This is a genomic window from Burkholderia sp. BCC0398 (assembly GCF_902833245.1).
Taxonomy (GTDB): domain Bacteria; phylum Pseudomonadota; class Gammaproteobacteria; order Burkholderiales; family Burkholderiaceae; genus Burkholderia; species Burkholderia sola.
Genome location: NZ_CADFEM010000002.1, coordinates 201758 through 227453, shown reverse-complemented (window position 1 = coordinate 227453; position 25696 = coordinate 201758). Strand labels below are relative to the sequence as shown.

General features: G+C 68.5%; 23 protein-coding genes. 8 read left to right on the top strand and 15 right to left on the bottom strand.

The window, feature by feature from the left end:
• Nucleotides 1-88: 88 nt before the first annotated feature.
• From HWX76_RS04875 to HWX76_RS04865, 3 genes are read left to right on the top strand one after another with little or no spacing between them, the layout of a single operon-like run.
• Complete coding sequence (locus HWX76_RS04875) at nt 89-1228, top strand: Re/Si-specific NAD(P)(+) transhydrogenase subunit alpha (protein WP_124555638.1); 1140 nt, start codon at nt 89-91, stop codon at nt 1226-1228.
• 11 nt (nt 1229-1239) lie between these two features.
• Nucleotides 1240-1566 carry an NAD(P) transhydrogenase subunit alpha gene (locus HWX76_RS04870; protein ID WP_006476884.1) on the top strand — a complete coding sequence of 109 codons (327 nt, stop codon included), beginning with the start codon at nt 1240-1242 and terminating at the stop codon, nt 1564-1566.
• Nucleotides 1563-3017 carry an NAD(P)(+) transhydrogenase (Re/Si-specific) subunit beta gene (locus HWX76_RS04865; protein ID WP_050013794.1) on the top strand — a complete coding sequence of 485 codons (1455 nt, stop codon included), beginning with the start codon at nt 1563-1565 and terminating at the stop codon, nt 3015-3017. The genes HWX76_RS04870 and HWX76_RS04865 overlap by 4 nt, the downstream gene beginning before the upstream one ends.
• 87 nt (nt 3018-3104) lie before the next feature.
• Here HWX76_RS04865 and HWX76_RS04860 read toward each other — a convergent pair whose 3' ends face one another.
• Nucleotides 3105-4025, bottom strand: a complete 921-nt coding sequence (locus tag HWX76_RS04860; protein WP_050013793.1) for a LysR family transcriptional regulator — start codon at nt 4023-4025, stop codon at nt 3105-3107.
• 80 nt (nt 4026-4105) lie between these two features.
• On the opposite strand from HWX76_RS04860, the gene HWX76_RS04855 reads away from it, so the two are divergent.
• Nucleotides 4106-5029, top strand: a complete 924-nt coding sequence (locus HWX76_RS04855) for a carbon-nitrogen hydrolase family protein (protein WP_176015568.1) — start codon at nt 4106-4108, stop codon at nt 5027-5029.
• Between the two features lie 74 nt (nt 5030-5103).
• Here HWX76_RS04855 and HWX76_RS04850 read toward each other — a convergent pair whose 3' ends face one another.
• From HWX76_RS04850 to HWX76_RS04815, 8 genes are all read right to left on the bottom strand, one after another.
• A complete protein-coding gene (locus HWX76_RS04850) occupies nt 5104-5790 on the bottom strand; it encodes a YafY family protein (protein ID WP_006497518.1) in 687 nt (228 codons plus the stop codon).
• A gap of 73 nt (nt 5791-5863) precedes the next feature.
• A complete protein-coding gene (locus tag HWX76_RS04845) occupies nt 5864-6268 on the bottom strand; it encodes a hypothetical protein (protein ID WP_006476880.1) in 405 nt (134 codons plus the stop codon).
• Between the two features lie 266 nt (nt 6269-6534).
• A complete protein-coding gene (locus HWX76_RS04840; RefSeq protein ID WP_050013791.1) occupies nt 6535-7836 on the bottom strand; it encodes a class I SAM-dependent RNA methyltransferase in 1302 nt (433 codons plus the stop codon).
• Nucleotides 7837-7999: 163 nt separating this feature from the next.
• A complete protein-coding gene (locus tag HWX76_RS04835; protein ID WP_089488174.1) occupies nt 8000-10129 on the bottom strand; it encodes a site-specific recombinase in 2130 nt (709 codons plus the stop codon).
• 483 nt (nt 10130-10612) lie between these two features.
• The gene (locus HWX76_RS04830; protein WP_050011800.1) at nt 10613-11326 is read right to left on the bottom strand and encodes a PqiC family protein; all 714 of its coding nucleotides are present in this window, start codon (nt 11324-11326) and stop codon (nt 10613-10615) included.
• On the bottom strand, nt 11323-12942 hold the full coding sequence (locus HWX76_RS04825) for an MlaD family protein (RefSeq protein ID WP_050011799.1): 1620 nt from the start codon (nt 12940-12942) through the stop codon (nt 11323-11325). The genes HWX76_RS04830 and HWX76_RS04825 overlap by 4 nt, the downstream gene beginning before the upstream one ends.
• On the bottom strand, nt 12935-13570 hold the full coding sequence (locus tag HWX76_RS04820) for a paraquat-inducible protein A (RefSeq protein WP_050011798.1): 636 nt from the start codon (nt 13568-13570) through the stop codon (nt 12935-12937). Before HWX76_RS04820 ends, HWX76_RS04825 begins: the two co-directional genes overlap by 8 nt.
• Complete coding sequence (locus HWX76_RS04815) at nt 13567-14232, bottom strand: paraquat-inducible protein A (RefSeq protein WP_050011797.1); 666 nt, start codon at nt 14230-14232, stop codon at nt 13567-13569. The genes HWX76_RS04820 and HWX76_RS04815 overlap by 4 nt, the downstream gene beginning before the upstream one ends.
• A 259-nt stretch (nt 14233-14491) precedes the next feature.
• Here HWX76_RS04815 and HWX76_RS04810 point away from each other — a divergent pair, with 259 nt between their 5' ends.
• The 4 genes from HWX76_RS04810 to HWX76_RS04795 all read left to right on the top strand — a co-directional run bounded on the left by HWX76_RS04810 (nt 14492) and on the right by HWX76_RS04795 (nt 17748).
• Nucleotides 14492-15052, top strand: coding sequence for a cytochrome b (locus HWX76_RS04810; RefSeq protein WP_124630593.1), 561 nt, complete (start codon nt 14492-14494; stop codon nt 15050-15052).
• A gap of 8 nt (nt 15053-15060) precedes the next feature.
• Nucleotides 15061-15621 carry a YceI family protein gene (locus tag HWX76_RS04805; RefSeq protein ID WP_006482463.1) on the top strand — a complete coding sequence of 187 codons (561 nt, stop codon included), beginning with the start codon at nt 15061-15063 and terminating at the stop codon, nt 15619-15621.
• Between the two features lie 65 nt (nt 15622-15686).
• Nucleotides 15687-16268, top strand: a complete 582-nt coding sequence (locus HWX76_RS04800) for a YceI family protein (protein ID WP_006476873.1) — start codon at nt 15687-15689, stop codon at nt 16266-16268.
• Nucleotides 16269-16470: 202 nt separating this feature from the next.
• Nucleotides 16471-17748, top strand: a complete 1278-nt coding sequence (locus tag HWX76_RS04795) for an MFS transporter (protein ID WP_176015567.1) — start codon at nt 16471-16473, stop codon at nt 17746-17748.
• An 18-nt stretch (nt 17749-17766) separates the two neighbouring features.
• Here the strand turns inward: HWX76_RS04795 and HWX76_RS04790 are convergent, their stop codons facing one another.
• From HWX76_RS04790 to queA, 6 genes are all read right to left on the bottom strand, one after another.
• Entirely contained in the window at nt 17767-19311 is a 1545-nt protein-coding gene (locus HWX76_RS04790; protein WP_244137944.1) for a S41 family peptidase, read from the bottom strand.
• Nucleotides 19312-19530: 219 nt separating this feature from the next.
• Nucleotides 19531-20481 carry a protein translocase subunit SecF gene (gene secF / locus HWX76_RS04785; protein ID WP_050011793.1) on the bottom strand — a complete coding sequence of 317 codons (951 nt, stop codon included), beginning with the start codon at nt 20479-20481 and terminating at the stop codon, nt 19531-19533.
• A gap of 18 nt (nt 20482-20499) precedes the next feature.
• Nucleotides 20500-22521 (bottom strand): protein translocase subunit SecD, encoded by a 2022-nt coding sequence (gene secD, locus HWX76_RS04780; RefSeq protein WP_050011792.1) that lies wholly within the window; start codon nt 22519-22521, stop codon nt 20500-20502.
• A 106-nt stretch (nt 22522-22627) separates the two neighbouring features.
• Nucleotides 22628-22951 carry a preprotein translocase subunit YajC gene (gene yajC / locus HWX76_RS04775; RefSeq protein ID WP_006476868.1) on the bottom strand — a complete coding sequence of 108 codons (324 nt, stop codon included), beginning with the start codon at nt 22949-22951 and terminating at the stop codon, nt 22628-22630.
• 245 nt (nt 22952-23196) lie between these two features.
• Nucleotides 23197-24384, bottom strand: a complete 1188-nt coding sequence (tgt, locus tag HWX76_RS04770; protein ID WP_124630595.1) for a tRNA guanosine(34) transglycosylase Tgt — start codon at nt 24382-24384, stop codon at nt 23197-23199.
• A 227-nt stretch (nt 24385-24611) separates the two neighbouring features.
• Entirely contained in the window at nt 24612-25679 is a 1068-nt protein-coding gene (gene queA / locus HWX76_RS04765) for a tRNA preQ1(34) S-adenosylmethionine ribosyltransferase-isomerase QueA (protein WP_089488177.1), read from the bottom strand.
• Nucleotides 25680-25696: the final 17 nt, after the last annotated feature.

Genomic DNA, 25696 nt, shown 5'->3' with positions numbered 1-25696 from the left:
TCGTGAGCCGGTAAGTCAGCCTGTCCGGCTCGTTGTGCAGTAAAGATCGCAAGAAAAGAAATACTGACAATGACTGGAGGAACTGACGATGCATATTGGAGTGCCTGCTGAAACGCGGGCCAACGAGGCGCGCGTGGCCGCGACGCCGGAAACCGTGAAGAAATACGCGGCGGCCGGCCATCGGGTCAGTATCGCGAAAGGGGCCGGCAGCGCCGCCAGCTATCCCGACGAAGCCTATGTGGCCGCCGGCGCCGAATTGACCGACCAGTCGGCCGCTTTTGCCGCCGATCTCGTGCTGAAGGTCCAGGCGCCGACCGACACCGAGCTGCCGTTGCTCAAGCGCGGCGCCGTGCTGGTCGGGATGCTCGATCCGTTCAACGGCGAGCAGGCGGCGCAGCTCGCCGCGGCCGGCGTGACCGGCTTCGCGCTCGAGGCCGCGCCGCGCACGACGCGCGCGCAGAGTCTCGACGTGCTGTCGTCGCAGGCGAACATCGCCGGCTACAAGGCCGTGCTGGTGGCCGCGTCGCTGTATCCGCGCTTCATGCCGATGCTGATGACGGCCGCGGGCACCGTGAAAGCGGCGCGCGTGCTGATTCTCGGCGCGGGCGTCGCGGGCCTGCAGGCGATCGCGACCGCGAAGCGGCTGGGCGCGGTGATCGAGGCGTCCGACGTGCGGCCGGCCGTGAAGGAGCAGATCGAGTCGCTCGGCGCGAAATTCCTCGACGTCCCGTTCGAAACCGACGAAGAGCGCGAAGCCGCGCAGGGTGTCGGCGGCTATGCGCGCCCGATGCCGCCGTCGTGGCTCGCCCGCCAGGCCGCGCTCGTGCACGAGCGCGCGAAGCAGGCCGACATCGTGATCACGACCGCGCTGATTCCCGGCCGCCCGGCGCCGACGCTGATCTCGGTCGACACCGCGCAATCGATGAAGCCCGGCTCGGTGCTCGTCGATCTCGCGGCCGGCCGCGGTCCGGACATCGACGGCCGTAAGGGCGGCAACTGCCCGCTGACCGTCGCCGACCAGGTGATCGTGCACCACGGCGTGACGATCGCCGGCTACACGAACCTCGCGTCGATGGTCGCGTCGGACGCATCGGCGCTGTACGCGCGCAACCTGCTCGACTTCATGAAGCTGATCGTCACGAAGGAAGGCACGCTGAACATCGACCTGACCGACGACATCGTCGCCGCGACGCTGCTGTGCCGCGACGGCGAAGTCACCCGCAAATAACGGAGGAGACCATGGAAGTCATCAATCACACGGTGATCAACGTGATCATCTTCGTGCTGGCGGTGTACGTCGGCTATCACGTCGTCTGGAACGTCACGCCGGCGCTGCATACGCCGCTGATGGCCGTGACCAACGCGATCTCGGCGATCGTGATCGTCGGCGCGATGCTCGCGGCGGCGCTCACCGTCGGCGCGACCGGCAAGTTCTTCGGCACGCTCGCGGTCGCGCTCGCGGCCGTCAACGTGTTCGGCGGCTTCCTCGTGACGAGGCGCATGCTCGAGATGTTCCGCAAGAAGGAGCCCAAGCGTGTCGAGGGCGGCAAGGAGGGCGCGCGATGAGCATGAACGTCGTTACGCTGCTGTACCTCGTCGCGTCGGTGTGCTTCATCCAGGCGCTGAAGGGGCTGTCGAACCCGAAGAGCGCGCGGCGCGGCAACCTGTTCGGGATGGTCGGGATGGCCATTGCGATCCTCACGACGATTGCGCTGATCGTCAAGCAGGCCGCGTGGCTCGGCGCGAACCTGCCGCTCGGCCTCGCGCTCGTGCTCGGCGCGCTGATCGTCGGCGGGGGCGTCGGCGCATTCGTCGCCGCGCGCGTCGAGATGACGAAGATGCCGGAACTCGTCGCGGCGATGCACTCGCTGATCGGTCTCGCGGCCGTGTGCATCGCGTATGCGGTGGTGTCGGAGCCGGAAGCGTTCGGGCTCGTGCCGCAGGACGCGGTGTCGTCGAGCTTCATCCCGTACGGCAACCGCGTCGAGCTGTTCATCGGCACGTTCGTCGGCGCGATCACGTTCTCCGGTTCGGTGATCGCGTTCGGCAAGCTGTCGGGCAAGTACAAGTTCCGGCTGTTCCAGGGCGCGCCGGTCGTGTACGCGGGCCAGCACCTGATCAACCTGATGCTCGCGATCGCGATGCTCGGCTTCGGCATCCTGTTCTTCATCACGCAGGCGTGGCTGCCGTTCATCATCATGACGGCGATCGCGTTCGTGCTCGGCGTGCTGATCATCATCCCGATCGGCGGCGCGGACATGCCGGTGGTCGTGTCGATGCTGAACTCGTACTCGGGCTGGGCCGCGGCCGGCATCGGCTTCTCGCTGAACAACGCGATGCTGATCATCGCCGGTTCGCTGGTCGGCTCGTCGGGCGCGATCCTGTCGTACATCATGTGCCACGCGATGAACCGCTCGTTCTTCAACGTGATCCTCGGCGGGTTCGGCGGCGAAGCGGCGGCCGGCGGCGCGGCGGGCGCGCAGGAGCAGCGGCCGGTGAAGTCGGGTTCGGCCGACGATGCGTCGTTCATGCTCGGCAACGCGGAAACGGTCGTGATCGTGCCGGGCTACGGGCTCGCCGTCGCCCGCGCGCAGCACGCGCTGAAGGAGCTGACCGACAAGCTGATCGAGAAGGGGATCGACGTGAAGTACGCGATCCACCCGGTCGCCGGGCGAATGCCGGGCCACATGAACGTGCTGCTCGCGGAAGCGGAAGTGCCGTACGAGATCGTGCACGAGATGGAGGACATCAACGGCGAATTCGGCCAGGTGGACGTGGTGCTCGTGCTCGGCGCGAACGACGTCGTGAACCCGGCCGCGAAGACCGATCCGAAATCGCCGATCGCGGGGATGCCGATCATCGAGGCGTACAAGGCGCGCACGGTGATCGTCAACAAGCGCTCGATGGCGGCCGGCTACGCGGGCCTCGACAACGACCTGTTCTACATGGACAAGACGATGATGGTGTTCGGCGATGCGAAGAAGGTCATCGAGGACATGGTGAAGGCCGTCGAGTAACGCTCGCCCCGACACGCGTCGCCTGCTTCGATGCGCGGGCGCCGCGCAGCGGACAGGCCCGGCCGGCGCACGCCGGCCGGGCTTTTTTCATGGTGCGACCAGACGTGCGACGCAGGCGGCGATCGCGTCGCGCACGCGCACGATCGCCGGGTCGCGCTGCGTGCTCGTGCGCCAGCCGATCTCGACCGGATAGCGCGGCAGGTCGACCGGGCACGCGAGCGCACGCAGCGACGTCGCTTGCGCGATCGCATGCGCCGCATGCGCGGGGATCGTCGCGACCGCGTCGGAGCCGGCGAGCAGGTACGGCAGCGCGGCGAAATGCGTGGTCGACGCCGCGACGCGCCGCTTGTGACCGAGCGCGGCCAGCACCTCGTCGACGATCCCGATCACGCCGCCCGACGACACGAGCAGGTGGTCGCGCCGCAGGAACTCGGCGAGCGTCAGTGTGCGCGGCGCCCGCGCGCGGCCGGCCGGATCGATCAGGCACGCATAGCCGCCGGTGGCGACCGCGCGCCGGCTGAGCCCGTTCGCCGAGAATCCGCCCGACGCGATCGCGACGTCGACGCCGTGCCGCAGCAACGCGTCGCCGGCGATGCCGCTGTGTGTCTGCCGGAAGATCAGCCGGATGCCGGCCGCTTCGCGCGCGACCGCATCGATCAGCGCGCGCCCGAGCGCGATCTCGAAATCGTCGGACAGACCGACCGAGATCGTGCGGCCGACGCGGTCGCCGCCGTCGGCCGCGATCGCGAGGCTTTCGCGGCAGCGGTCGAGCGCATCGGACAGGATCGGCTTCAGTTCATCCGCGCGCGGCGTCGGCGCGAGCCCGCGGCCGGTGCGCACGAACAGCGGATCGGCATAGATCACGCGCAGCCGGCCAAGCGCCGCGCTGACCGCCGACTGCGTGAGATCGAGCCGCAGCGCCGCGCGGCTCGCGCCGCCTTCCTCGTACAGCGCCTCGAACACCTTCAGCAGGTTCAGGTCGAGGTCGGCGATATCATCTGCATTCATGACACATATCGTTCTATCGATTTGATCGATGACATCTTATCGATAAAGATGGCGCCATCCCACTCATCGGAGACGCCTATATGTCCACCTCAGTCATCGCCGCGCTGCAGATCGGCGCATCGCCCGCCGGCACGCGCGCCACGCTCGACACGATTCTCGGCTACGAAAGCGCGATCCGCGACAGCGGCGCGTCGCTGGTCGTGCTGCCCGAGGCCGTGCTCGGCGGCTATCCGAAAGGCGAGATCTTCGGCACGCGGCTCGGCTACCGGCTGCCCGAAGGGCGCGACGCGTATGCGCGCTACGCCGCGCAGGCGATCGACGTGCCGGGACCGGAAACCGACGAGCTGGCCGCGCTGTCGCAGCGCACGGGCGCGAGCCTCGTGGTCGGCGTGATCGAGCGCAGCGGGAGCACGCTGTACTGCACGGCGCTGTTCTTCGATCCGCGCGACGGGCTCGTCGCGAAGCACCGCAAGCTGATGCCGACCGGCACCGAGCGGCTGATCTGGGGGCAGGGCGACGGCTCGACACTGCCGGTCGTCGACACCGCCGCCGGCCGCGCGGGCGCCGCGATCTGCTGGGAGAACCACATGCCGCTGCTGCGCTGCGCGATGTACGCGAAAGGCGTGCAGATCTGGTGCGCGCCGACCGTCGACGAGCGCGACGTATGGCAGAGCTCGATGCGGCACATCGCGCACGAGGGGCGCTGCTTCGTCGTGAGCGCGTGCCAGGTGCAGCCGTCGCCGCGCGCGCTCGGCATCGACGTGCCGGGCTGGGACCCGGAGCGGGCGCTGATCCGCGGCGGCAGCGTGATCGTCGGGCCGCTTGGGGACCTGCTGACCGAGCCGCTGATCGGCGAGGCCGGGCTCGTGACCGCGCACGTCGACACCGACGAGCTCGTGAAGGCGCGCTACGACTTCGACGTCGTCGGCCACTACGCGCGTGCGGACGTGTTTTCGCTGCACGTCGACGAGCGGCCGAAGCGGCCGGTGGTGTTCGGCGGGTAACGCAAGCGGGGCCGGGCGCCACCTGGCGCCCGGCAAACGAAGGGGCGGCGGCGTGCGCCCGCCGCCTTGCCGCGTCAGCGCATCGGTGCTTCCGCGATCCGCATGTAGTCGGCGATCCGCCGGCCTTCCATGTCCGGAAACTGCTCGTGCACGGTGATGTCGCCCATCCGCGCGATGTCGAAGGTGCGGAAATCGTCGCGCAGCTCGCACCACGCGCCGATCGTCCAGCGCCCGCCCCAGTAGACGAGCCCGAGCGGCCACACGCGGCGCTGCGAATGCGCGCCGAGCCGGTCGCGATAGTCGAAGCTGACGATGTGGCGCGTGTCGATCGCCTGGTGGATCGCGTCGACCTTCGCGCAAAACGTCTCGTCGATATGGAACGACGGCGCGAATACGGGCAGCCGGTCGAGCGCCGTGCGCTTGTCGGCCGGCATCGCCGACGCGATCTTCGCGAGCGCCGAGCGCGCGCCGCTCGCGAAGCGCGCGCCGCCCCAGGTCTCGAGCATGCGCGCGCCGGTGGCGAGCGCCGCCAGCTCCTCGGCCGTGAACGTGAGCGGCGGCAGGCTCGCGTTGCGGTTCAGCCGGTAGCCAATGCCGGCTTCGCCTTCGATCGGTACCCCTGACAGTTGCAGGTCGCGCACGTCGCGATAGACCGTGCGCGGCGACACCGACAGCCAGTCGGCCAGTTGCTGCGCGGTCGTGAGACGACGCCCGCGCAACAGCTCGGCGATCTGGAACAGGCGGTCGGCACGGCGGGTCATGACAGCACCTCGATTCCTCGGGCGACGGGGACTTCGCGATGATAGCGCCGCGCCGGCCCGCTGACCGCTGCGTTCAGTGGCATTTCGGCGCGTGCAGGCCGACGCGGTTGCCTTCCGTGTCGATCAGATAGCCGACGTAGCCGTAGTTGTTCGGCAGCTCGACGACGGAGCCCTGCACGACGCCGCCCGCGCGCTTCGCGCGTTCGAGCGCCGCGACGACCGATTCGCCGGCGTTCAGGTAGACGAGCACGCCGTTCGCGCTCGGCTTGATCTGCTGCGGATCGAACACGATGCTGCCGCCGGTGCTCGACGCGTCGCGATCGAACGTCGCCATCGGCACGCCGCCGATGACCGCGCGCTGCAACGTGGTTTGCAGCACGGTTTCGTAGAAGCGGATCGCGCGATCGAAATCGAGGGACGGAATGTCGAACCACGCGATCGCGCGTTCCGGGGTGGCAGTGGCAGTTGCAGACGTCATGACGAGCTCCTTGTTGTTCGGGTTCTTGATGGAAACCAGCCTTGCATTGCGCCGGGATTGCAGTGTGGCGGGGGGCTGCTGACAGCGTGCTGTCAGTAGTCATGGCGGTGCTGACAAAAGGCGGCGGTGGCGTCCGGTCGTGCGGGAGCGCCCGCGCGGATGGGAGGCGGCAGGGACGTGCAGGACGGCGGCGTAAAGAAAAACGCCCGGCGGGTGCCGGGCGTCGTCTGGGTGTCAGCAGGCGGCCGCAGCGGCCGGTTCGCGTGTCAGGCGTCGCCTTCCGGCGCGGCCGGGCGTGCCTTCACGCTGCCGGCGATCAGGTCGAAGCGGAACAGTCGGCATTCGAGCGCGCCGTTGAACAGCGGCGTCTTCGCCGATTCGCGCAGCCGCAACTGGCCCGGCAGCGAACGGTCGGACGTCAGCAGGAACGCCTGCCAGCCGGTGAAGCGCTGCTTCAGCGCATCGCCGAGCGCGTTGAAGAACTCGCTGTCCGGCGCGTCGGTGTGCGTGCGCCGGAATGCGTCGTCGTTGCCGCGGTTGCGGCCGGTTTCGCGCACCTCGCCGCGCGCACTGCGGCCGCGCACTTCGATCCGCTCGCCGTACGGCGGGTTCGCGAGGAGGATGCCCGGCCCGTCGCACGGCGGCGTCATCCCGCGCGCGTCGACCTGCTTGAGCCACACCGACGGCACGCCGGCGCGCTCGAGGTTCGCGCGCGCCTTCTCGAGCATGTCGCCGGAAATGTCGCTGCCGTACACGCCGAGCGCGTCGCCGCGCTTGGCCCGTGCCGCGCGCTTCGCGTCGAGCGCCGGAACCTTCAGCCCCTGCCACGCGGTGATGTCGTACTGCTTGAGCTTTTCGAAGCCGAACCGGCGTTCGACGCCGGGCGCCACGCCGAGCGCGATCTGCGCGGCTTCCGCGAGGAACGTGCCGCTGCCGCACATCGGGTCGTACAGCGCGGTGCCGGGCGTCCAGCCCGTCAGGCGCAGGATGCCGGCCGCGAGGTTCTCGCGCAGCGGCGCCGCACCCTTGTCGAGACGCCAGCCGCGCTTGAACAGCGGCTCGCCCGACGTGTCGAGGTACAGCGTGCATTCGTTGACGGTCAGGAACGCGAACACGCGCACGTCCGGCGCCCCGGTGTCGATGCTCGGGCGCGAGCCGGTTTTCTCGCGCATCCGGTCGCAGATCGCATCCTTCACGCGCAGCGTCGTGAATTCGAGGCTTTTCAGCGGCGACTTGATCGCGGTGATGTCGATGCGCAGCGTCTGCGTCGACGCGAACCAGCGTTCCCACGGCTGCTCGAGCGCGAGCGCGTAGACGTCCTGCTCGTTGCGGTACGGGCCGTGCGCGATCTTCAGCAGGATCCGGCTCGCGATCCGCGAATGGAGGTTCGCGGCCATGCCGGCGGCCCAGCCGCCGCTGAAATGGACGCCGCCCGGCACCTGCGCGCCCGCGGTGAACGGCGCGCCGTTCAGGTGGCGGCCGGCGATTTCGGCCAGCTCGGCGGCAAGCGCCGCTTCGAGGCCGCGCGGGCAGGGGGCGAAGAATTCGAACAGGGTGGGCGAGGACATAAGGCGGGTGAGGACGTGCAAAAGTCCACTATTGTACGCGGCGCGGGCGACCGGGGCCGGCGTTTCGGCGCGGCGGCGCCGGCGCGGCCGCCGCTCGCGCGTGCCGGGCGGGCCGGGAAGGCGGCGAGGGGCGGCCGGGCACGCGCCGCCGCGCCGCCGCAGCTCAGTGCGCGCCCGGCTGGCCGGCGCGCGCGGCGGGGTGGGCCGCCGGCCAGAGCAGCGCGAGCGGATTCGACAGCACCGTGCGGACGATCGCGGCGACGAGCGCGCGCACCTTGGTCGGGCGCAGGCTGCGCGAGCGCACGGCCATCGTGAACGCGAGCGCGAAGCTCACGAGCACGTTGAGGATCGCCATGCTCAGCACGCCCGCGCCGGCCCACCACAGCTCGGGCGTGCCGAGCGCACCCTTGCCCAGCACGCCGAGCGCGACCCCGATCGAGCCGGCCGACAGCGTCACGTGCCGCACCTCGAACGGGAACATGAACACGGTGACGATCGCCGGGACGAGGCCGAGCATCAGGCCGAGGCCGACGTTCGCGACCACGCCCGCGACGTTCGACCGGCAGAAGTGCGCGAGCTTCGCGGCGCCGGCCGCGCCGAGTGTCAGGCGCAGCCGGCGGTTGTACGTGAGCGCGTCGCCGACCCGATGCAGCACGAACCAGTTGTCGGCCCAGCCCGCGAGCAGGCTCGACGCCCACAGCAGCACGCCGGTGAGCGCCGCATAGAACGGCGTCGGGCCCAGCAGCGAGAACGAGTGCAGCGTCGCGTGCGCCTTCTCCGGCGAGATCAGGTTCGCGTGCAGCACGTTGCTTGCGAACAACTGCACGAGCAGGCACACCGGCAGCACGACGAGCACGTTGCCGGAAATCGCGGCCGCCTGCGTGCGGATCAGCGCGATCACCGACCCGACGAACGCCTTCACGCCTTCGTCGTGGCCGGTGTCGTCGAGCTCGCGCGCGAGCGTCGGCGCGGTCATCGCGGGCTGCTTGGTCGCGAGCGTGAAGTGCAGGAAGTGCATCAGCATGAAGCTGGCCGCGTAGTTGACGCCCGCGAGCAGCCCTTCGAGCATCGACTGCAGGTGCGCGCCCGTGATCGCGAACTTCACGCACACGGTCGCGACGGTGACGAGGCCGCCGCCCGCGGCCATCCGCAGCATCTTCAGGTACTCGGCGCGGCCGCGCGAAATGTAGTGCTCGCCGGTGTCCGCGTTGGTCTCGACGAGCTTGCGCGCGAACAGCGAGAAGTTGCTGCGCACCAGATGCGCGACGCTCTGGCTGCTCTGGTTCGCGTCGACGAGTTCGGCGGTCAGGTGCGCCATCCCGCGCAGGTCGTCGCGCGCCATCCACGCGTTGAGCAGCATTTCCGCGCGCAGGATGCGCATGCGCATCCGCTCGACCTGGAACACGATGTCGACCGACACGCCGTTGCGGTACAGGTGCGCGAACACGTCGTCGACGGCGATCCGGCATTCGTCGAGCAGCACGCGCAGGTAGTTCACCTCGTGCAGCAGCTTGCTCGGGTCGCCGCCGTCCTCGACGGCCGCGTGCGCGGTCTCGACCGCGAGCATCGCCCGCGTGAGGCGGTAGAACGGCTGCGATTCGAGCGGCTGGCGTTCCAGCGGCTTGCGCGCGTCGTCGTCGGATAGCCGGCTGCGCACCGTCTGCGACAGGCCGGTCGAGCTGATCTGGCAGGTCAGGTTGTGCAGCGCGGCCAGCAGGTCGCGCGAGAACGAGCCGGGCTCGTGGCGCTCTTCGTCGGTGACGTCGAACGAGATCAGCTCGGCGATGCGCGCGAGCAGGTCGTCGGGCAGCGCGTCGATCCATTTCGCGTCCTCGGGCGTCGGGAACATCAGCGTGAACAGCGCCGACAGCTCGCGGCGGTTCGGCGCGGGCGGGATCAGCGACGAGTCGATCCGCTCGAACAGCGCGCCGAAGAAGCCCGAATGCACGGGCATGCCGGCATCGCACAGCAGCGAGATGCCGTCGCACTCGCGCAGGATGCCGCGCAGGATGCGCGCCGCGTGGGCTTTCCACGCGGGGTTGCGATCGAGTACGTGGAACAGGTAGCGCAGCCGCGCATGGGCCGGATACGCGCGGGTGTCGGCGTCGCGCTCGGCCGGCGCGTCCTGCACGGTGCCGTTGCGGCGCAGCCAGTGCGCGAGCTCGATCAGCCATTCGCTGCGCTCGGCGTACGACGCGTCGGCATCGGCATTGGCGAGCAGCGCATCGAGCTGGTGACCGGCATTGCGCGACGCGCGCCACTTCTTGATCAGGGTCGTCAGGGAACGAAACATAAACGGAATAGCGAAAGCCCGGGACGGGCGGGTTCGGGATGCCGGCCGGGGAAACGGCGCGGCGCCGGTGAGAACGGGTAAGACGGGGCCGGTGGCCGGACGATGCGCGGCAACCCGCGATGCGGCTGCCCCGCCGCGGTGCACGCGGTTCGCGTGCGGGCGCCGGGAGGCACGGCGGTCGGGTCGAACGCGGCCCGGCGCCGCTGACTGGCGCGCACGACGAACGGCGCGAGCCTGAAAGTGCGTAGGATCGTCAATCGGGCCGGAAAACGCAAGCCGACCGCATTGCATGGCGCGGGTTCCGGCGGCTTTTGACAAAGAATGTCATGGCCGTCCGGCCGATGCGCGCGGTGCGCGAGGCCGGCTGCGGCGGCGTGCTGCCCGCGTTCGGCTTTCCGCGTGTGCGACTGGATGCGCCGCGCGATTCGACACCGCGCACGCGAACGCCGTGTCGAACGTCCGCCTGCGCGCCGTCGCGTTCGCTTATGCGCCGGACTTGCCCGTCGCGCCGGCGTCGCCGCCGGCCGTCGGGTTGGCCGGGCACGGCACGACCGGCGCGGCGGCCGTCTTGCCGCCGGGCGCGGCCGCCGCGCCGCGGCGGGCGGCCATCGCGCGCACGGCGTCCGCGGCCTGCGCGGCAATCACGTCGAGCGCGCGCCGGTGGCCGGCGACGAGCGCGTCGTAGCCGTCCGCGACCGGTTCCGCGACGCTCGTGCGGCAGGTCATCACGGCCTGCGAGGCCAGCGAGCGCACGCTCCAGACGGCGTCGATCGCCGCGCGCTTGCCCGGCCACGACTCGAAGCGCTGCACGTTCACGCTGATGCGGTACACGGGCACGCCGGCCGGATACGCGGAATTCGCGACGTCGATCGTGCCCAGCTGCGCGGCCAGATCGTCCGACAGCGCGCGGCGGATCTCGTCGGCGGGCGGCGACGCCCAGCGTTCCTGCTCGAGCACGTCGACCTGCGCGGCGTTCTTCTGCACGACCAGCTGGCTCTTCGCGACCTGCTCGGGCACGCCGACCGACGGCACCTCGATCAGGAACGCCGGGTTGGCCGGTGCGGTGCGCAGCGGCGCCGCGGCGTCGGCCGGGCTGAGCGTGTAGAACCGCGCGGGCGGCGAGCTGCACGCGGCGAGCGCGAGTGCGGCGAAGACTGCCGCCGCGCCGCTCGCGAAACCGTTCACGCGTGTCGTCATTGTTTATCTCCTGGCTTGCCCTTGAGCAGCGATTCGGGGTGGCGCTCCAGATAATCGGCGAGCGCGTTCAGCGATTGCAGCGTGCGCGTGAGCTCCTTCAGCGCGCCGCGCACGTCGGACTGCAGCGGCGAATCCTGCTGCAGCGTCGCTTCGGCGGTCGAGAAGGTCTGCTTCGCGGCCGACAGCGTGTCGCGCGCTTCCGGCGCGACCTGCGTGTCGAGCTGCTTGAACAGCTTGTCGGCGTTCGACAGCGCGCTGTTCAGGTTCGCGCCGATCTGGTCGAACGGCACCTTGTCGAGCTTCTTCGCGATGTCGGCGACCTGCAGCTGCAACTCGTCGAGCGTGTTCGGCACGGTCGGCAGCTCGAGCGGCTGGCGGGCCGTGTCGATCTTCACGGCCGGCGCCTTCGGGAAGAAGTCGAGTGCGACGTACAGCTGGCTCGTCAGCAGGTTGCCGGTGCGCAGCTGGCCGCGCAGCCCGTGCTGGACGAGCCGCTCGACGATCTCGCGCCGCGCCGGTTCGCCCTTGCTCTCGATCGTCTCGCGGAAGCGACGGCCGAGGCGTTCCGGATACACGTTGATCGTCACCGGCATCAGGAAGTTCTTCGTCTTCGGATCGAAGTCGATGCCGATGTTCGTCACTTCGCCGAGCACGATGCCGCGGAAATCGACCGGCGCGCCGACGGCGAGCCCGCGCAGCGACTGGTTGAAGTTCATCACGACCTGCAGCGGCTGGCCGTCCGGGTCGCGCATCGCGTCGCCCTCGTCGGAGCCGAGACGGAACGTCGTGTTGTTCGGCGCGGTCGTGCCGGTGCCCTGGTTCGGCGGCGTCTGGAACGCGATGCCGCCGAGGATCACGGTCGCGAGCGACTGCGTGTTCAGCTTCAGGCCGCTCGAATCGAGCCGCAGATCGACGCCGCTCGCCTGCCACCAGCGCGTGTTCAGCCCGACGTACTGGTCGTACGGCGCATTGACGAACACGTTGAACGTCACGCCGGTGCCGTCCTTGTCGAGCGAGAAGCCGACCACCTGGCCGACCTGCACGCGGCGGTAGTAGACCGGCGAGCCGATGTCGACCGAGCCGAGCGAATCGCCGCGCAGCACGTACTGCGTGCCTTTCTGGTCGCCCGTGACGGCGGGGGGCGTCTCGAGGCCGGTGAAGTCGGTCAGCGTGTCCTGGCCGTGACCCGCGTCGACGCCGATGTACGCGCCGGACAGCAGCGTGCCGAGCCCCGACACGCCGGTCGCACCGACGCGCGGCCGCACGATCCAGAAGCGCGAGCCCTTGACCGCGAAATCCTCGGCCTCCTTCTTGAGCTGCACCTGGACCAGCACGCGCGACAGGTCTTTCGACAGCTTGATCGTCTTGACCGTGCCGATCTCGACGTCCTTGTACTTGACCTGGGTCTTGCCCGGCTCGAGCCCTTCGGCGCTGTGGAAGCTGATCGTGATTTCCGGGCCGCGCTCGCGCACGGACTTGATCACGAGGCCGATGCCGATCAGCGCGGCGATCAGCGGCACGAGCCAGACGAGCGACGGCAGCCAGCCGCTTTTCGTCGAGATCGTCGGATCGGGCGGCCGGGGCGCGTCGTGCTGCGGGCCTTGTGGACTATTCATGGTGATTCCCTGAGGTTTCGACTGGATCCCAGATCAGGCGGGGATCGAACTGCATCGACGCGAGCATCGTCAGGATCACGACCGAGCCGAACGCGAGCGCGCCGGGGCCGGCCGTGATGACGGCGAGCGAACGGAAATGGACGAGCGCGACGGTCAGCGTCACGACGAAGATGTCGAGCATCGACCAGCGGCCGATGCGCTCGACGATCCGGTAGAGGCGCGTGCGCTGCAGCGGCCGCCACGCGGCGCGGCGCTGCGCGCTGGTGACGAGGATCGTCAGCACGCCGAGCTTGAGCATCGGCACGAGGATGCTGGCGACGAACACGACGACGGCGAGCGGCCAGTCCCCGGACGTCCAGAAATAGATGACGCCGCTCATGATCGTGTCCTGCTGCGACCCGACGATCGACGACGTGCGCATGATCGGCAGCAGGTTCGCCGGAATGTAGAGGATCGCGGCTGCGAGCAGCAGCGCCCACGTGCGCATGATGCTGTTCGGTGTGCGCACGTGCAGCGCGCTGCCGCAGCGCGCGCAATGCGCGTGCGGCTGGTCGATCGTCTGCACGAGCCCGCACGCGTGGCAGCTGGCATAGCCCTCGCGGGCGGCGGTCGGCGTGGGGCGCGTCATCGGCGGGGCGCGTCCGGCAGCGGCGCGGCGGGGTCGGGCCGCCCGGGCGTGCGGCCGGCGCGCAGGTCGTCGGCGATGTCCCACACCGTGCGCGGGTCGAACATCAGCACGACGGCGGTCATCAGCGTGAGCGCGCCGAACGCGAACAGCGCCGCGTCGGGCACGACGCGCGCGAGGCTCACCATCTTCACGATCGTGACCACGATGCCGAGCATGAACACCTCGATCATCCCCCACGGCCGCACGAACTGGATCGTGCGCAGCACGAGGTTGAGGCCGGGCGGCACGACGCCGCGGCGGAGCGGCAGCAGCACGTAAAGCAGCGCGGCCATCTCGACGAGCGGGAACAGCACGGTCGAGCAGAACACCATCACGCCGACGATCGCCATGTCCTGATGCCACAGCGTGTCGATCGCGCCGATCAGCGTCGTCTGTACGCGCGTGCCGTTCAGGTCCATTTCGAGGATCGGGAACGTCTGCGCGATGATGAACGTGACGAGCGCCGCGACCGCCAGCGCGGTGATGCGCTCGATCTGCGTGGTGCTGTTGCGATAGAGCAGCGCGTCGCAGCGCGGACAGCGCGCGATCTCGCGGCCGGCGAGGCGCGGTTTATGCAACAGTGCGTCGCATTCGTGGCAGGCAATCAGGTCGTATCGTTGCATGGAAAAGGCGGTGTCGCGACGGCCGGGGGAACGCGTCGACGGGGCCGGAACCCGCGCCAATCTTACCAAAAGGGCTTTTTCGGTGGGTCAAGGATCGTGAGTTTCGTGACCGGTCGGTAACATGGCGGGAAGCCGTCAGCCGGCTGGCGCGCCTGTCCTCAGAGTCCGCGCGCGTCAAAAGGTTGCGGTAGCATGGCGCCCTTGACGTGCGTCGGACGAATTGACCGGCGCAGCCGTTCGCTGAACTGAGGAACCCAAGATGGCATCGAAATCGCCGCCGGCCGTGCCGGCACGCTACGCGCACACCGCGATCGCACTGCACTGGCTGATCGCGCTGCTGATCGTCTGCGGCTTCGCGCTCGGCTGGGTGATGACGGACATCCCCGGCTTCACGCCGACCAAGCTGAAGTATTTCTCGTGGCACAAGTGGATCGGCGTGACGGTGTTCGCGCTGGCCGTCGTGCGCATGCTGTGGCGGGCGACCCACGTGCCGCCGCCGCTGCCGGGCAACACGCCGGCGTGGCAGCGCGCGGCGTCGCACGGCGTGCACATGCTGTTGTACGTGCTGATGATCGCGATCCCGGTGACCGGCTACCTGTATAGCTCGGCGTCGAACATCCCGGTCGTCTATCTCGGCATCGTGCCGCTGCCGCGCCTGATCGACCCCGATCCGGTGCTCAAGGAAACCTTCAAGACGCTGCACGTCTCTTTGAATTACATTCTGCTTGCGCTCGTCGCGATGCACGTGCTCGCGGCGCTCAAGCACCAGCTGTTGGACCGCGACGGCCTGTTGTCGCGCATGCTTCCCTTTGCCAAATGAAGGATCCCATGAAAGTGTCTTTCTCCCGCTCCATGCTGACCGCGTTCGCCGCGGCGGCGCTTGTCGCGTCGGGCGCGGCGCACGCCGACGTCGATCTCGCGAAGAGCAAGGTGTCCGCCGTGTCGAAGCAGATGAACGTGCCGACCGAAGGCGCGTTCAAGAAGTTTTCCGCGCAGGTGAAGTTCGACCCGGCGAAAGCGGCGCAGGGCAGCGCGCAAATGACGATCGACGTCGCGAGCTTCGACCTCGGCGACAAGATGTACAACGACCAGGTCGCCGGCAAGGACTGGTTCGACGCGAAGACCTATCCGCAGGCGACCTTCGTGTCGTCGGCGATCGCGCCGGCCGGCGGCAACAAGTACAACGTGACCGGCAAGCTGACGATCAAGGGCAAGGCCGAGACCGTCACGGTGCCCGTCACGGTCGCGCAGAACGGCGCGACGCAGACGTTCGACGGCGTACTGCCGATCAAGCGTTCGGCCTTCAACGTCGGCACCGGCGAGTGGAAGGACACGTCGATCGTCGCGGACGAAGTGCAGATCAAGTTCCATCTCGTTGCCACGAAGTAAGCGGCGGGTTGCCGCGTCAACTGAATGCCGCGCGAGGGCGCGGCGCCGTTCCCAGGAGAAAAAGTTTGAAAAAGCATCTGATCATCGCCGCCGGCGCGCTGGCCGCTTCGCTGTCGTTCTCGGCCTTCGCCGAAAGCGCGACCTACCAGTTCGACCCGAGCCACACGTACCCGAGCTTCGAGGCTGACCACTTCGGCGGCCTGTCGGTCTGGCGCGGCAAGTTCGACAAGTCGAGCGGCACCGTGACGCTCGATCGCGCGGCGAAGACCGGCACGGTCGACGTGACGACCGACATCGCGTCGATCCACACGGGCAGCGCGAAGCTCGACGAGCACCTGCAGACGGCCGAATTCTTCGATGCGGCGAAGTTCCCGCAGGCGAACTACAAGGGCACGATCAAGTTCGACGGCGACAAGCCGGTGTCGGTGGTCGGCAACCTGACGCTGCATGGCGTCACGAAGCCGCTGACGCTGAAGATCGATTCGTTCAAGTGCATGCCGCACCCGATGCTCAAGCGTGAAGTGTGCGGCGTCGACGCGGTCGGCGAATTCAGCCGCGACGATTTCGGCCTCGACTACGGCAAGCAGTACGGCTTCAAGATGAAGACGAAGCTGCTGATCACGGCCGAAGCGGTCAAGCAGCAGTAAGATTTGCCGGCGAGGCCGGCCGTCGCGCCGGCCGCCGCGGGCCAACCGCCGCGCTCCCGTTACCGGGGCGCGGCGGTTTTTTTTGCGCGCCTATAATCGCCCGAGCGCCGCATGTGGCCAAGCGGATCGCGCAGCGCCGGGCAGGCCGACGGCGCGACGGCGGCCGCCCCGAACAGAACGTACAACGACAAGGAGATCGCCGATGCATGCCGTCACGCAGTCCAGCTCCATTGCCTCGTCGCCGCGCGTGTGGCGCGCGGTGGTCGCCGCATCGATCGGCAACGCGCTCGAGTGGTTCGATCTCGTCGTCTACGGCTTTTTCGCGGTGACGATCTCGAAGCTGTTCTTCCCGGCCGGCAGCGACACCGTGTCGCTGCTGCTCACGCTCGGCACGTTCGGCGTGTCGTTCTTCATGCGCCCGCTCGGCGCGATCGTGCTCGGCGCGTATGCCGACCGCGCGGGCCGCAAGGCCGCGCTCACGCTGTCGATCCTGCTGATGATGGCCGGCACGCTGATCATCGCGGTGCTGCCGACCTACGGGACGATCGGCGTCGCCGCGCCGCTGATCCTCGTCGCCGCGCGGCTGATGCAGGGCTTCTCGGCCGGCGGCGAGTTCGGCAGCGCGACCGCGTTCCTCGCCGAGCACGTGCCGGGCCGGCGCGGCTTCTTCGCGAGTTGGCAGGTCGCGAGCCAGGGGCTCACGACGCTGCTCGCCGCGGGCTTTGGCACCGTGCTGAACGCGCAACTCACGGCCGACCAGATGGCGTCGTGGGGCTGGCGCGTGCCGTTCTTCTTCGGTCTGTTGCTCGGGCCGGTCGCGTACTACATCCGCACCAAGGTCGACGAGACGCCCGAATTCCTCGCGGCCGAAGGCACCGCGAACCCGCTGCGCGATACGTTCGCGACGCACAAGGCGCGTCTCGTGGCCGCGATGGGCGTGGTCGTGCTCGGCACCGTCGCGACCTATCTCGTGCTGTTCATGCCGACCTACGGCGTGAAGCAGCTCGGCCTCGCGCCGTCCGCCGCATTTGCGGCGATTCTCGTCGTCGGCGTGATCCAGATGGCGTTCGCGCCGCTCGTCGGCCACTGGTCGGATCGTTACGGCCGCGTGCGCGTGATGATCGCGCCGGCCGTCGGCATTCTCATGCTGATCTACCCGGCGTTCGCGTATCTCGTCGCGCATCCGGGCTTCGGCACGCTGATCGCGCTGCAGGTGCTGCTCGCGTTCCTGATGACCGGCTACTTCGCGGCGCTGCCGGGGCTGTTGTCCGAAGTGTTCCCGGTGCAGACGCGCACGACCGGGATGTCGCTCGCGTACAACGTCGCGGTGACGATCTTCGGCGGCTTCGGGCCGTTCATCATCGCGTGGCTGATCCGCGAGACGGGGATGAAGACCGCGCCGAGCTTCTACCTGATGTTCGCGGCCGTGCTGAGCCTCGCGGCGCTGGTCGTGCTGCGGCGGCGGTTCGGGTTTCGGTGAAACGGGGCGGGCGGCGCGTCAGTTGTCGCCGCGCTCGCATACCGGCTGCGCCGGCATCAATTGCGCGGGCGCGGCGATGGTCCGCACCGGGCGGCCGGCGAGCGCATTGAGCGCCTGCCGGAGCTGCCAGTCGGCGGCCGTGCCGAAGGCGCGCTGCGGCAGCGCCGCGCTCCTTGCCGTATCGACCTTCGCGCGCACGCGCTCGTCGCGCCGCCTCTGCCGCGCCTTGCGCACCTGCGCGAACGGATCGGGCGCTTGCCGGTCCGCGTACGGCGCGCGCGAGAGATCGACTTCGCGATACCACAGCAACACGCCGTCGACGTCCGCATCTTGGCGCGGCGGCACGAGCCAGTTCGGTACGACGCCGTAACCATCCATCGGGCAGCCGTTCGGCCGCAGGTTGCGCGCGAACGTGAAATTCAGGCGCGTGCCGTCGATCAGGTCGACGCCCGTCTGCGCGAGCCCTTTCCCGTAGGTCGGCATGCCGAGCAGTTGCGCGCGGCCGAGATCCTTCAGCGCCGCCGCGGTTGCTTCGGCGGCCGACGCGCTCTGCCCGTCGACGAGCACGACGAGCGGCACGGTGCGCCACCAGTCGTCGGCCTGCAGCGGCGCGAGCGGATCCTGCCCGCGCATGACGGGCAGTTCGTAGTCGGGCCAGTTGGTCGTGTAGCGGCGGCGGTGCGTGCCGTCGCGCTCGACCGTCACCATCGCGGTGCGGTCGCGTCCCGCGAACAGCGCGGTGATGCCGATCGCCGCATTGAGCGCGCCGCCGCCGTTGATGCGCAGGTCGAGGATCAGCTGTTTCACCGGCGGGCCCGCGCGGCGCGCGGCCTGCACCGCGTCGATATAGTCGCCGACCGCCGGCTCCGGGAAGCTCGACAGCCGCGTGTACAGGACGTCGCCGTCGAGCCGCTTCGCGGTCGCCGGATGCGGTTTGACGATCGCGCGCACGGGCGCGAAGCTCAGCACCGCATGCGTCGGGCCGCGCTGCACCGTGAGCTTCAGCGGCACGCCCGCGTCGCCCTTCGTGAGCTTCGTCAGCGCGCTGCCGTCGAGGCCGACGACGCTCTTGTCGTTCATCGCGACGACGAGATCGTCGGGCCGCACGCCGGCCTTTTCGGCCGGCGCATCGGGAATCACGTCGATGATGTGCAGCCCGTCGGGCCGCGTCTCGAACACGATCCCGATGCCCGGCGTGCCGTCGCGCGCGCGCCGCTCGTCGTCGCGCCGTTCCTGCTCTTCCTTCGCGTTGAAGAAGCGCGCGTACGGCAGCGTCTTGATGCCTTCGTGGGTGGCGGCGTCGAGTAGCGCGCCGATGTCGACGTCGGTCAGGTGTTGCCGCTTCAGCACTTCGACGGCCGCCTTCAGTTCGCAGAGTTGCCGCTCCCAGTCGGGCGGGCAGGGCGACGGCGGTTGGGTGGCGGGCACCGAAGCGGCGGCGGGTGAAGCGGCAGGCAGCGAAGCGGCGGGCGGCGCGGATGCCGGTTGCGCACCGACGAGCGGCGCATACGGGAACGTGGCCGCGGCGGCTGCGCAGACGATGAGGCGACGAACGACAGGCATGGGAAGCATCATCGGAACCGCACGTTCGGACGGGTGACGAGGGGGCTTGCCCGGTTCACGCGCGCGGCCGGCATGCGGCGGGGCAGGGCGGTGACGATTGTAGCCGACGCTCGCGACGGCGCCGATCGAGCCGTTTGCGTGCCGCATGGCGGCGGCCCGCCCATAAAAAAACCGGCCCAAACGGGCCGGTTTTGCTTCGATGCCGAAACGGCGTGGCGCTCAAACCTGCGCGCCCGCGTTCGGATCGTCCGGATCGTGCGCGGTCTTCTTGTCCTTGATCAGGTCTTCGCGCTTGATGCCGAGCCACATCGCGAGCGAGCCCGCGACGAACACCGACGAGTAGATGCCGAACATGATGCCGACCGTCAGCGCGAGCGCGAAGTAGTGCAGCGTCGGGCCGCCGAAGAAGAACATCGACAGCACCATCATTTCCGTCGACGTGTGCGTGATGATCGTGCGCGACATCGTGGTCGTGATCGCGTGGTTGATCACTTCCTGCACGCTCATCTTGCGTTCGCGGCGGAACGTTTCCCGGATCCGGTCGAAGATGACGACCGACTCGTTGACCGAGTAGCCGAGCACCGCGAGGATCGCCGCGAGCACCGCCAGCGAGAACTCCCACTGGAAGAACGCGAAGAAGCCGAGAATGATCACGACGTCGTGCAGGTTGGCGATGATGCCCGCCACCGCGTACTTCCATTCGAAGCGGAACGACAGGTAGATCACGATGCCGATCACGACGCACGCGAGCGCGAGCAGCCCGTCGGTCGCGAGCTCGCGGCCGACCTGCGGGCCGACGAACTCGACGCGCTGCAGCGTGACGTCCGGGCTCTGCGCCTTCAGCGCGCCCATCACCTGGTCGCTCTGCTGCGCGGACGTGAGGCCTTCCTTCAGCTGCAGGCGGATCAGCACGTTGCGCGACGTGCCGAAGTTCTGCACCTGCGCGTCGGCGTAGCCGAGCTTGCCGAGCGTCGCGCGCACGGGCTCGAGCTCCGCGGCCTGCTGGTACTGCACCTCGATCACCGTCCCGCCAGTGAATTCGACGGACAGGTGCAGCCCGCGGTGGAACAGGAAGAACACGGCGGCGAGGAACGTGACCAGCGAGATCACGTTGAACACCAGCGCGTGCCGCATGAACGGAATGTCTTTACGGATGCGGAAAAATTCCATGGCTTCGTCTCCGGGGCCTTATTGGGTCGAGCCCGGTTTCTTCGGCGACACGCGTTGCTGCGCGCGGTTGCGCAACTGCGGCTTGCCGGCGCGCGGCACGTTGCCCTTCGCCGGGGCGGCGAGCTTCGCGGCGCGCGCGGTGTCGGTCGATTCGTCCGCGTCGGTGAACGACGCGGCGGCCGCCGCGCCTTCCGGCTTCCACACCTGGCCGATCGCGAGCGACTTCAGTTTCTTGCGGCCGCCGTACCAGAGGTTGACGATCCCGCGCGAGAAGAACACCGCGGAGAACATCGACGTCAGGATGCCGAGGCAGTGCACGATCGCGAACGCGCGAACCGGGCCCGAGCCGAACGCGAGCAGCGCGAGGCCGGCGATCAGCGTCGTGACGTTCGAGTCGAGAATCGTCGCCCATGCATGCGCGTAGCCGGCCTGGATCGCGAGCTGCGGCGGCTGGCCGGCGCGCAGTTCTTCACGCACGCGCTCGTTGATCAGCACGTTCGAGTCGATCGCCATACCGAGCGCGAGCGCGATGGCCGCGATACCGGGCAGCGTCAGCGTCGCCTGCATCAGCGACAGCACGGCGACGAGCAGCAGCAGGTTCACCGACAGGCCGATCACCGACACCACGCCGAACAGCATGTAGTACGCGATCATGAACACGGCGATCGCGCAGAAGCCCCAGATCACCGAGTGGATGCCCATCTTGATGTTGTCCGCGCCGAGGCTCGGGCCGATCGTGCGTTCCTCGATGATGTCCATCGGCGCGGCGAGCGAACCGGCGCGCAGTAGCAGCGCGAGGTCGGCCGCGGCCTGCGGCGTCGGTTGGCCCGTGATCTGGAAGCGGTCGCCGAGTTCGGACTGGATCGTCGCGACCGTCAGCACTTCGCCCTTGCCCTTCTCGAACAGCACCATCGCCATCGGCTTGCCGATGTTCTCGCGCGACACCGTGCGCACCGCGCGGCCACCCGCGGAATCGAGGCGGATGTTGACCGACGGACGCTGGTGTTCGTCGAAGCCGGCCGATGCGTCGATGATGCGGTCGCCGGTGAAGATCACGTCCTTCTTCAGCAGCACGGGCGCCTGGTTGCCTTGCGTGAACAGCTCCTCGCCCGGCGGCACGGGGTCGTTCGGGTTCGGGTGCGTGTTGATCGGGTCGGCGAGGCGCGCCTCGAGCGTCGCGGTGCGGCCGATGATGTCCTTCGCCTTCGCGGTGTCCTGCACGCCCGGCAGTTCGACGACGATGCGGTCGCTGCCTTGCTGCTGCAGGATCGGCTCGGACACGCCGAGCTCGTTCACGCGGTTGTGGAGCGTCGTCAGGTTCTGCTTGAGCGCGGCGTCCTCGACGGCCTTCTGCACGGCCGGCGTGAACGTGCCGACGACTTGCGTGCCGCCGCCGCCGGGCTGGGTCGCCCATTGCAGCTCGGTGATCGACGCGGCGAGCACCTTGCGGGCGTCTTCCGCCGTCTGCGCGTCGCTGAAGTTGACGACCACGGACTGCTCGACGCGGCTCACGCCGCCGTCGCGGATGTTCTTGTCGCGCAGCAGCGTGCGTGCGTCGGACGCGTCGGAGTCGAGCTTCTTCGTGAGCGCGCCCGTCATGTCGACCTGGAGCAGGAAGTGCACACCGCCGCGCAGGTCGAGGCCGAGATACATCGGCAGCGCGTGTAGCGCGGTCAGCCAGCGCGGCGACGCGCTCTGCAGGTTCAGTGCGACGACGTACTGCGGATCGTTCGGGTCGGTGTTCAGCGATTTCTGCAGCAGGTCCTTGACGCGCAGCTGCGTATCGGTGTCCTTCAGGCGCACGCGGATGTTCGCGCCGGTCGCCGTGTTCTCGAAGGTGATGTCGTCCGGCTTGATCTGCGCGGACGCGAGCGCCGATTCGACCTGGGTCAGCGTGGTCGAGTCGAGCTTGACCGTGGCCTTGCCGCTCGACACCTGCACCGCCGGCGCTTCGCCGAAGAAGTTGGGCAATGTGTACAGAAGGCCGATGGCGAGCGCCACGACCATCACGACATATTTCCAGAGTGGGTAACGATTCATGAGGGGGCCGAACGGGTGGTTGGCGTGAAAGCGTCGCGTCCGGCGCCGCGGCGGCCCGCTCTCTCAGGCGGGCACGTCGCGGGGAGCCGGACGCTCGGTGTAAGCCTTACAGCGACTTGATCGTGCCCTTCGGCAGAATGGTCGTGACGGCAGCCTTCTGCACGGTGATTTCGGTGCCTTCGGCGATTTCGACGCCGATGTAGCCTTCGGTGACCTTCGTCACCTTGCCGACGAGGCCGCCGCTCGTGACGACTTCGTCGCCCTTCGCCATGGCCGCGAGCATGTTGCGGTGTTCCTTCTGGCGCTTCATCTGCGGACGAATCATGATGAAGTACAGCACCGCGAACATCAGGATGAGCGGCAGGAAGCTCATCAGGCTCGATTCGGCGCCACCGGCACCTTGCGCGAAGGCATTGGAAATGAACGGCACGTTGGTCTCTCCGTAGGGGAAGATCGAAAAATAAGCCGGTTATTCTACCACCGGCCCCATGCGCAAACGGCGCAGCAAATGCGCTTGCGGATCAAGCTGTTAAAGCATGATCCGATACCGTTGCGACTTGTCTGGAAAGGCAATTGTAATGTTTGGCGGCCCCGTCCGGCGGTTGGATCGGGTTTTTTGGTGCGTGTCCCATCGGATATGGCTTTATTTTAGGTCGTGTCCTATGGGGCGGCCCGTCAGTCGACCCCTCTGGCCCGATCCTCCGCGAAACGCTGCCGGAATGCGTCGAACGTATGCGTCTCGATCGCGTCGCGGATCTCGCTCATCAGCTGCAGGTAGTAGTGCAGGTTGTGGATCGTGTTCAGCTGTGCGCCGAGGATCTCGCCGACCCGGTGCAGGTGATGCAGGTAGCCGCGCGAGAAATTCTGGCAGGTGTAGCACGAGCAGGTCGAATCGAGCGGCTTCAGCGAATTCTTGTGCGTTGCGTTGCGGATCTTCACGTCGCCGAAGCGCGTGAAGAGCCAGCCGTTGCGCGCGTTGCGGGTCGGCATCACGCAGTCGAACATGTCGATGCCGTTCGCGACGCCCTCGACCAGGTCCTCCGGCGTGCCGACGCCCATCAGGTAGTGCGGCTTGTTGGCCGGCAGCTTCGGGCCCACGTGGCGCAGCACGCGCATCATGTCTTCCTTCGGCTCGCCCACCGACAGCCCGCCGATCGCGAGGCCGTGGAAACCGAGTTCGGCGAGGCCCGCGAGCGATTCGTCGCGCAGGTCCTCGAACATCCCGCCCTGGACGATCCCGAACAGCGCGTTCGGGTTGCCGAGCCGGTCGAATTCGTCGAGCGAGCGCTTCGCCCAGCGCAGCGACATGCGCATCGAGTCGGCCGCTTCCTTGTGCGTGGTCGGCACGCCGTTGGTCGCGTACGGCGTGCATTCGTCGAACTGCATCACGATGTCCGAGTTCAGCACCTTCTGGATCTGCATCGACACTTCCGGCGACAGGAACAGCTTGTCGCCGTTGATCGGCGACGCGAACGTGACGCCGTCCTCGGTGATCTTGCGCAGGTCGCCGAGCGAGAACACCTGGAAGCCGCCCGAGTCGGTCAGGATCGGCTTGTTCCAGCCCATGAAGCCGTGCAGGCCGCCGTGCGCGTCGATCGTGTCGAGGCCCGGGCGCAGCCACAGGTGGAACGTGTTGCCGAGGATGATCTGGGCCTTGATCTCGTGCAGCTCGCGCGGCTGGATCGCCTTCACGGTGCCGTACGTGCCGACCGGCATGAAGATGGGCGTCTCGACCGTGCCGTGATTGAGCTTCACGCGGCCGCGGCGCGCGTGGCCGTCGGTCGTCAGCAATTCGAATTCGAGCCCGTTGGCCGGGCGGTCCTGCACGGGGGCGTGCGTATCGTGGGATGAACCTTCGGTCATCGTGTTGTTCTCCTCGCTACCGGAAAAAGCTCTGCATGGGACCGGAGTATGCGCTGAAGCGCTGACTCCGGATCGCAAGCCCGGCGCATGTTGGAAACGCCGCCGGGAATCCGGTGGCGGGAAAAAGCGGGTGCGCGCCAGAGTAGCGCACGCAACGCAAAAAAGGGCGCGGTGGCCGTGCGACGCGCTGGCCGTCGTGCGCATCAAGCCCATGCTGCGGACTGCGCTTACGCGCCCGACGTCTCCGGCGTGTCGCGCCGCGTGAGCAGCATCGCGTCGCCGTAGCTGAAGAACCGGTAGCGTTCGGCGATCGCGTGCCGGTACGCGGCGCGGATCGTCTCGACGCCCGCGAACGCGGACACCAGCATCAGCAGCGTCGATTTCGGCAGGTGGAAATTCGTGACGAGCCGGTCGACCACGCGGAAACGGTAGCCGGGCGTGATGAAGATGTCGGTTTCGGCCTGCGTCGCCGCGAGCGCGCGGCCCGCTTCGTCGGCACTGCGCGCCGCGGCTTCGAGCGCGCGCATCGACGTCGTGCCGACCGCGATCACGTTGCCGCCGCGTGCGCGGGTCGCGGCGATCCTGTCGACGAGCGACTGCGGCAGGTCGTACCACTCGCTGTGCATCTTGTGCTCGGCGATGTTGTCGACGCGCACCGGCTGGAACGTGCCGGCGCCGACGTGCAGCGTCAGCGTCGCGCGCTCGACGCCCATCGCGTCGAGCTTCTCCAGCAGCGGCTGATCGAAATGCAGCCCGGCCGTAGGCGCTGCGACCGCGCCCGGATTGCTCGCGTAGACAGTCTGGTAGCGCGTTTCGTCGGTCGCGTCGGGATCGTGCTCGATATACGGCGGCAGCGGCAGGCGGCCGTACTGTTCGATCAGGTCCAGGCACGGCGCGGGGAAGTGCAGCGTGAAGAACGGCTCGACGCGCTCGCCGACCGTCACGTCGAACGCGTCGGCCAGACGCAGCGTCGTGCCGGCGCCCGGCGACTTGCTCGCGCGGATCTGCGCGAGCGCCGTGTGCGTGCCGGTCACGCGCTCGATCAGTACCTCGATCTTGCCGCCGCTGGCCTTCTGGCCGAAGAAACGCGCCTTCAGCACCTTGGTATCGTTGAACACGAGCAGGTCGCCGGGCGCGATGCACGCCGGCAGCTCGGCGAAATGGCGGTCGACGAGGCGTGCGGGCTCGACGGTGCGATCCACCTCGAGCAGGCGGCTCGCGGTGCGATCGGGCAGCGCGGTTTGTGCAATCAGCTCGGGCGGCAGATTGAAATCGAAATCGGAAAGCGTGAACATGCGGGCTGGTTCGAAGC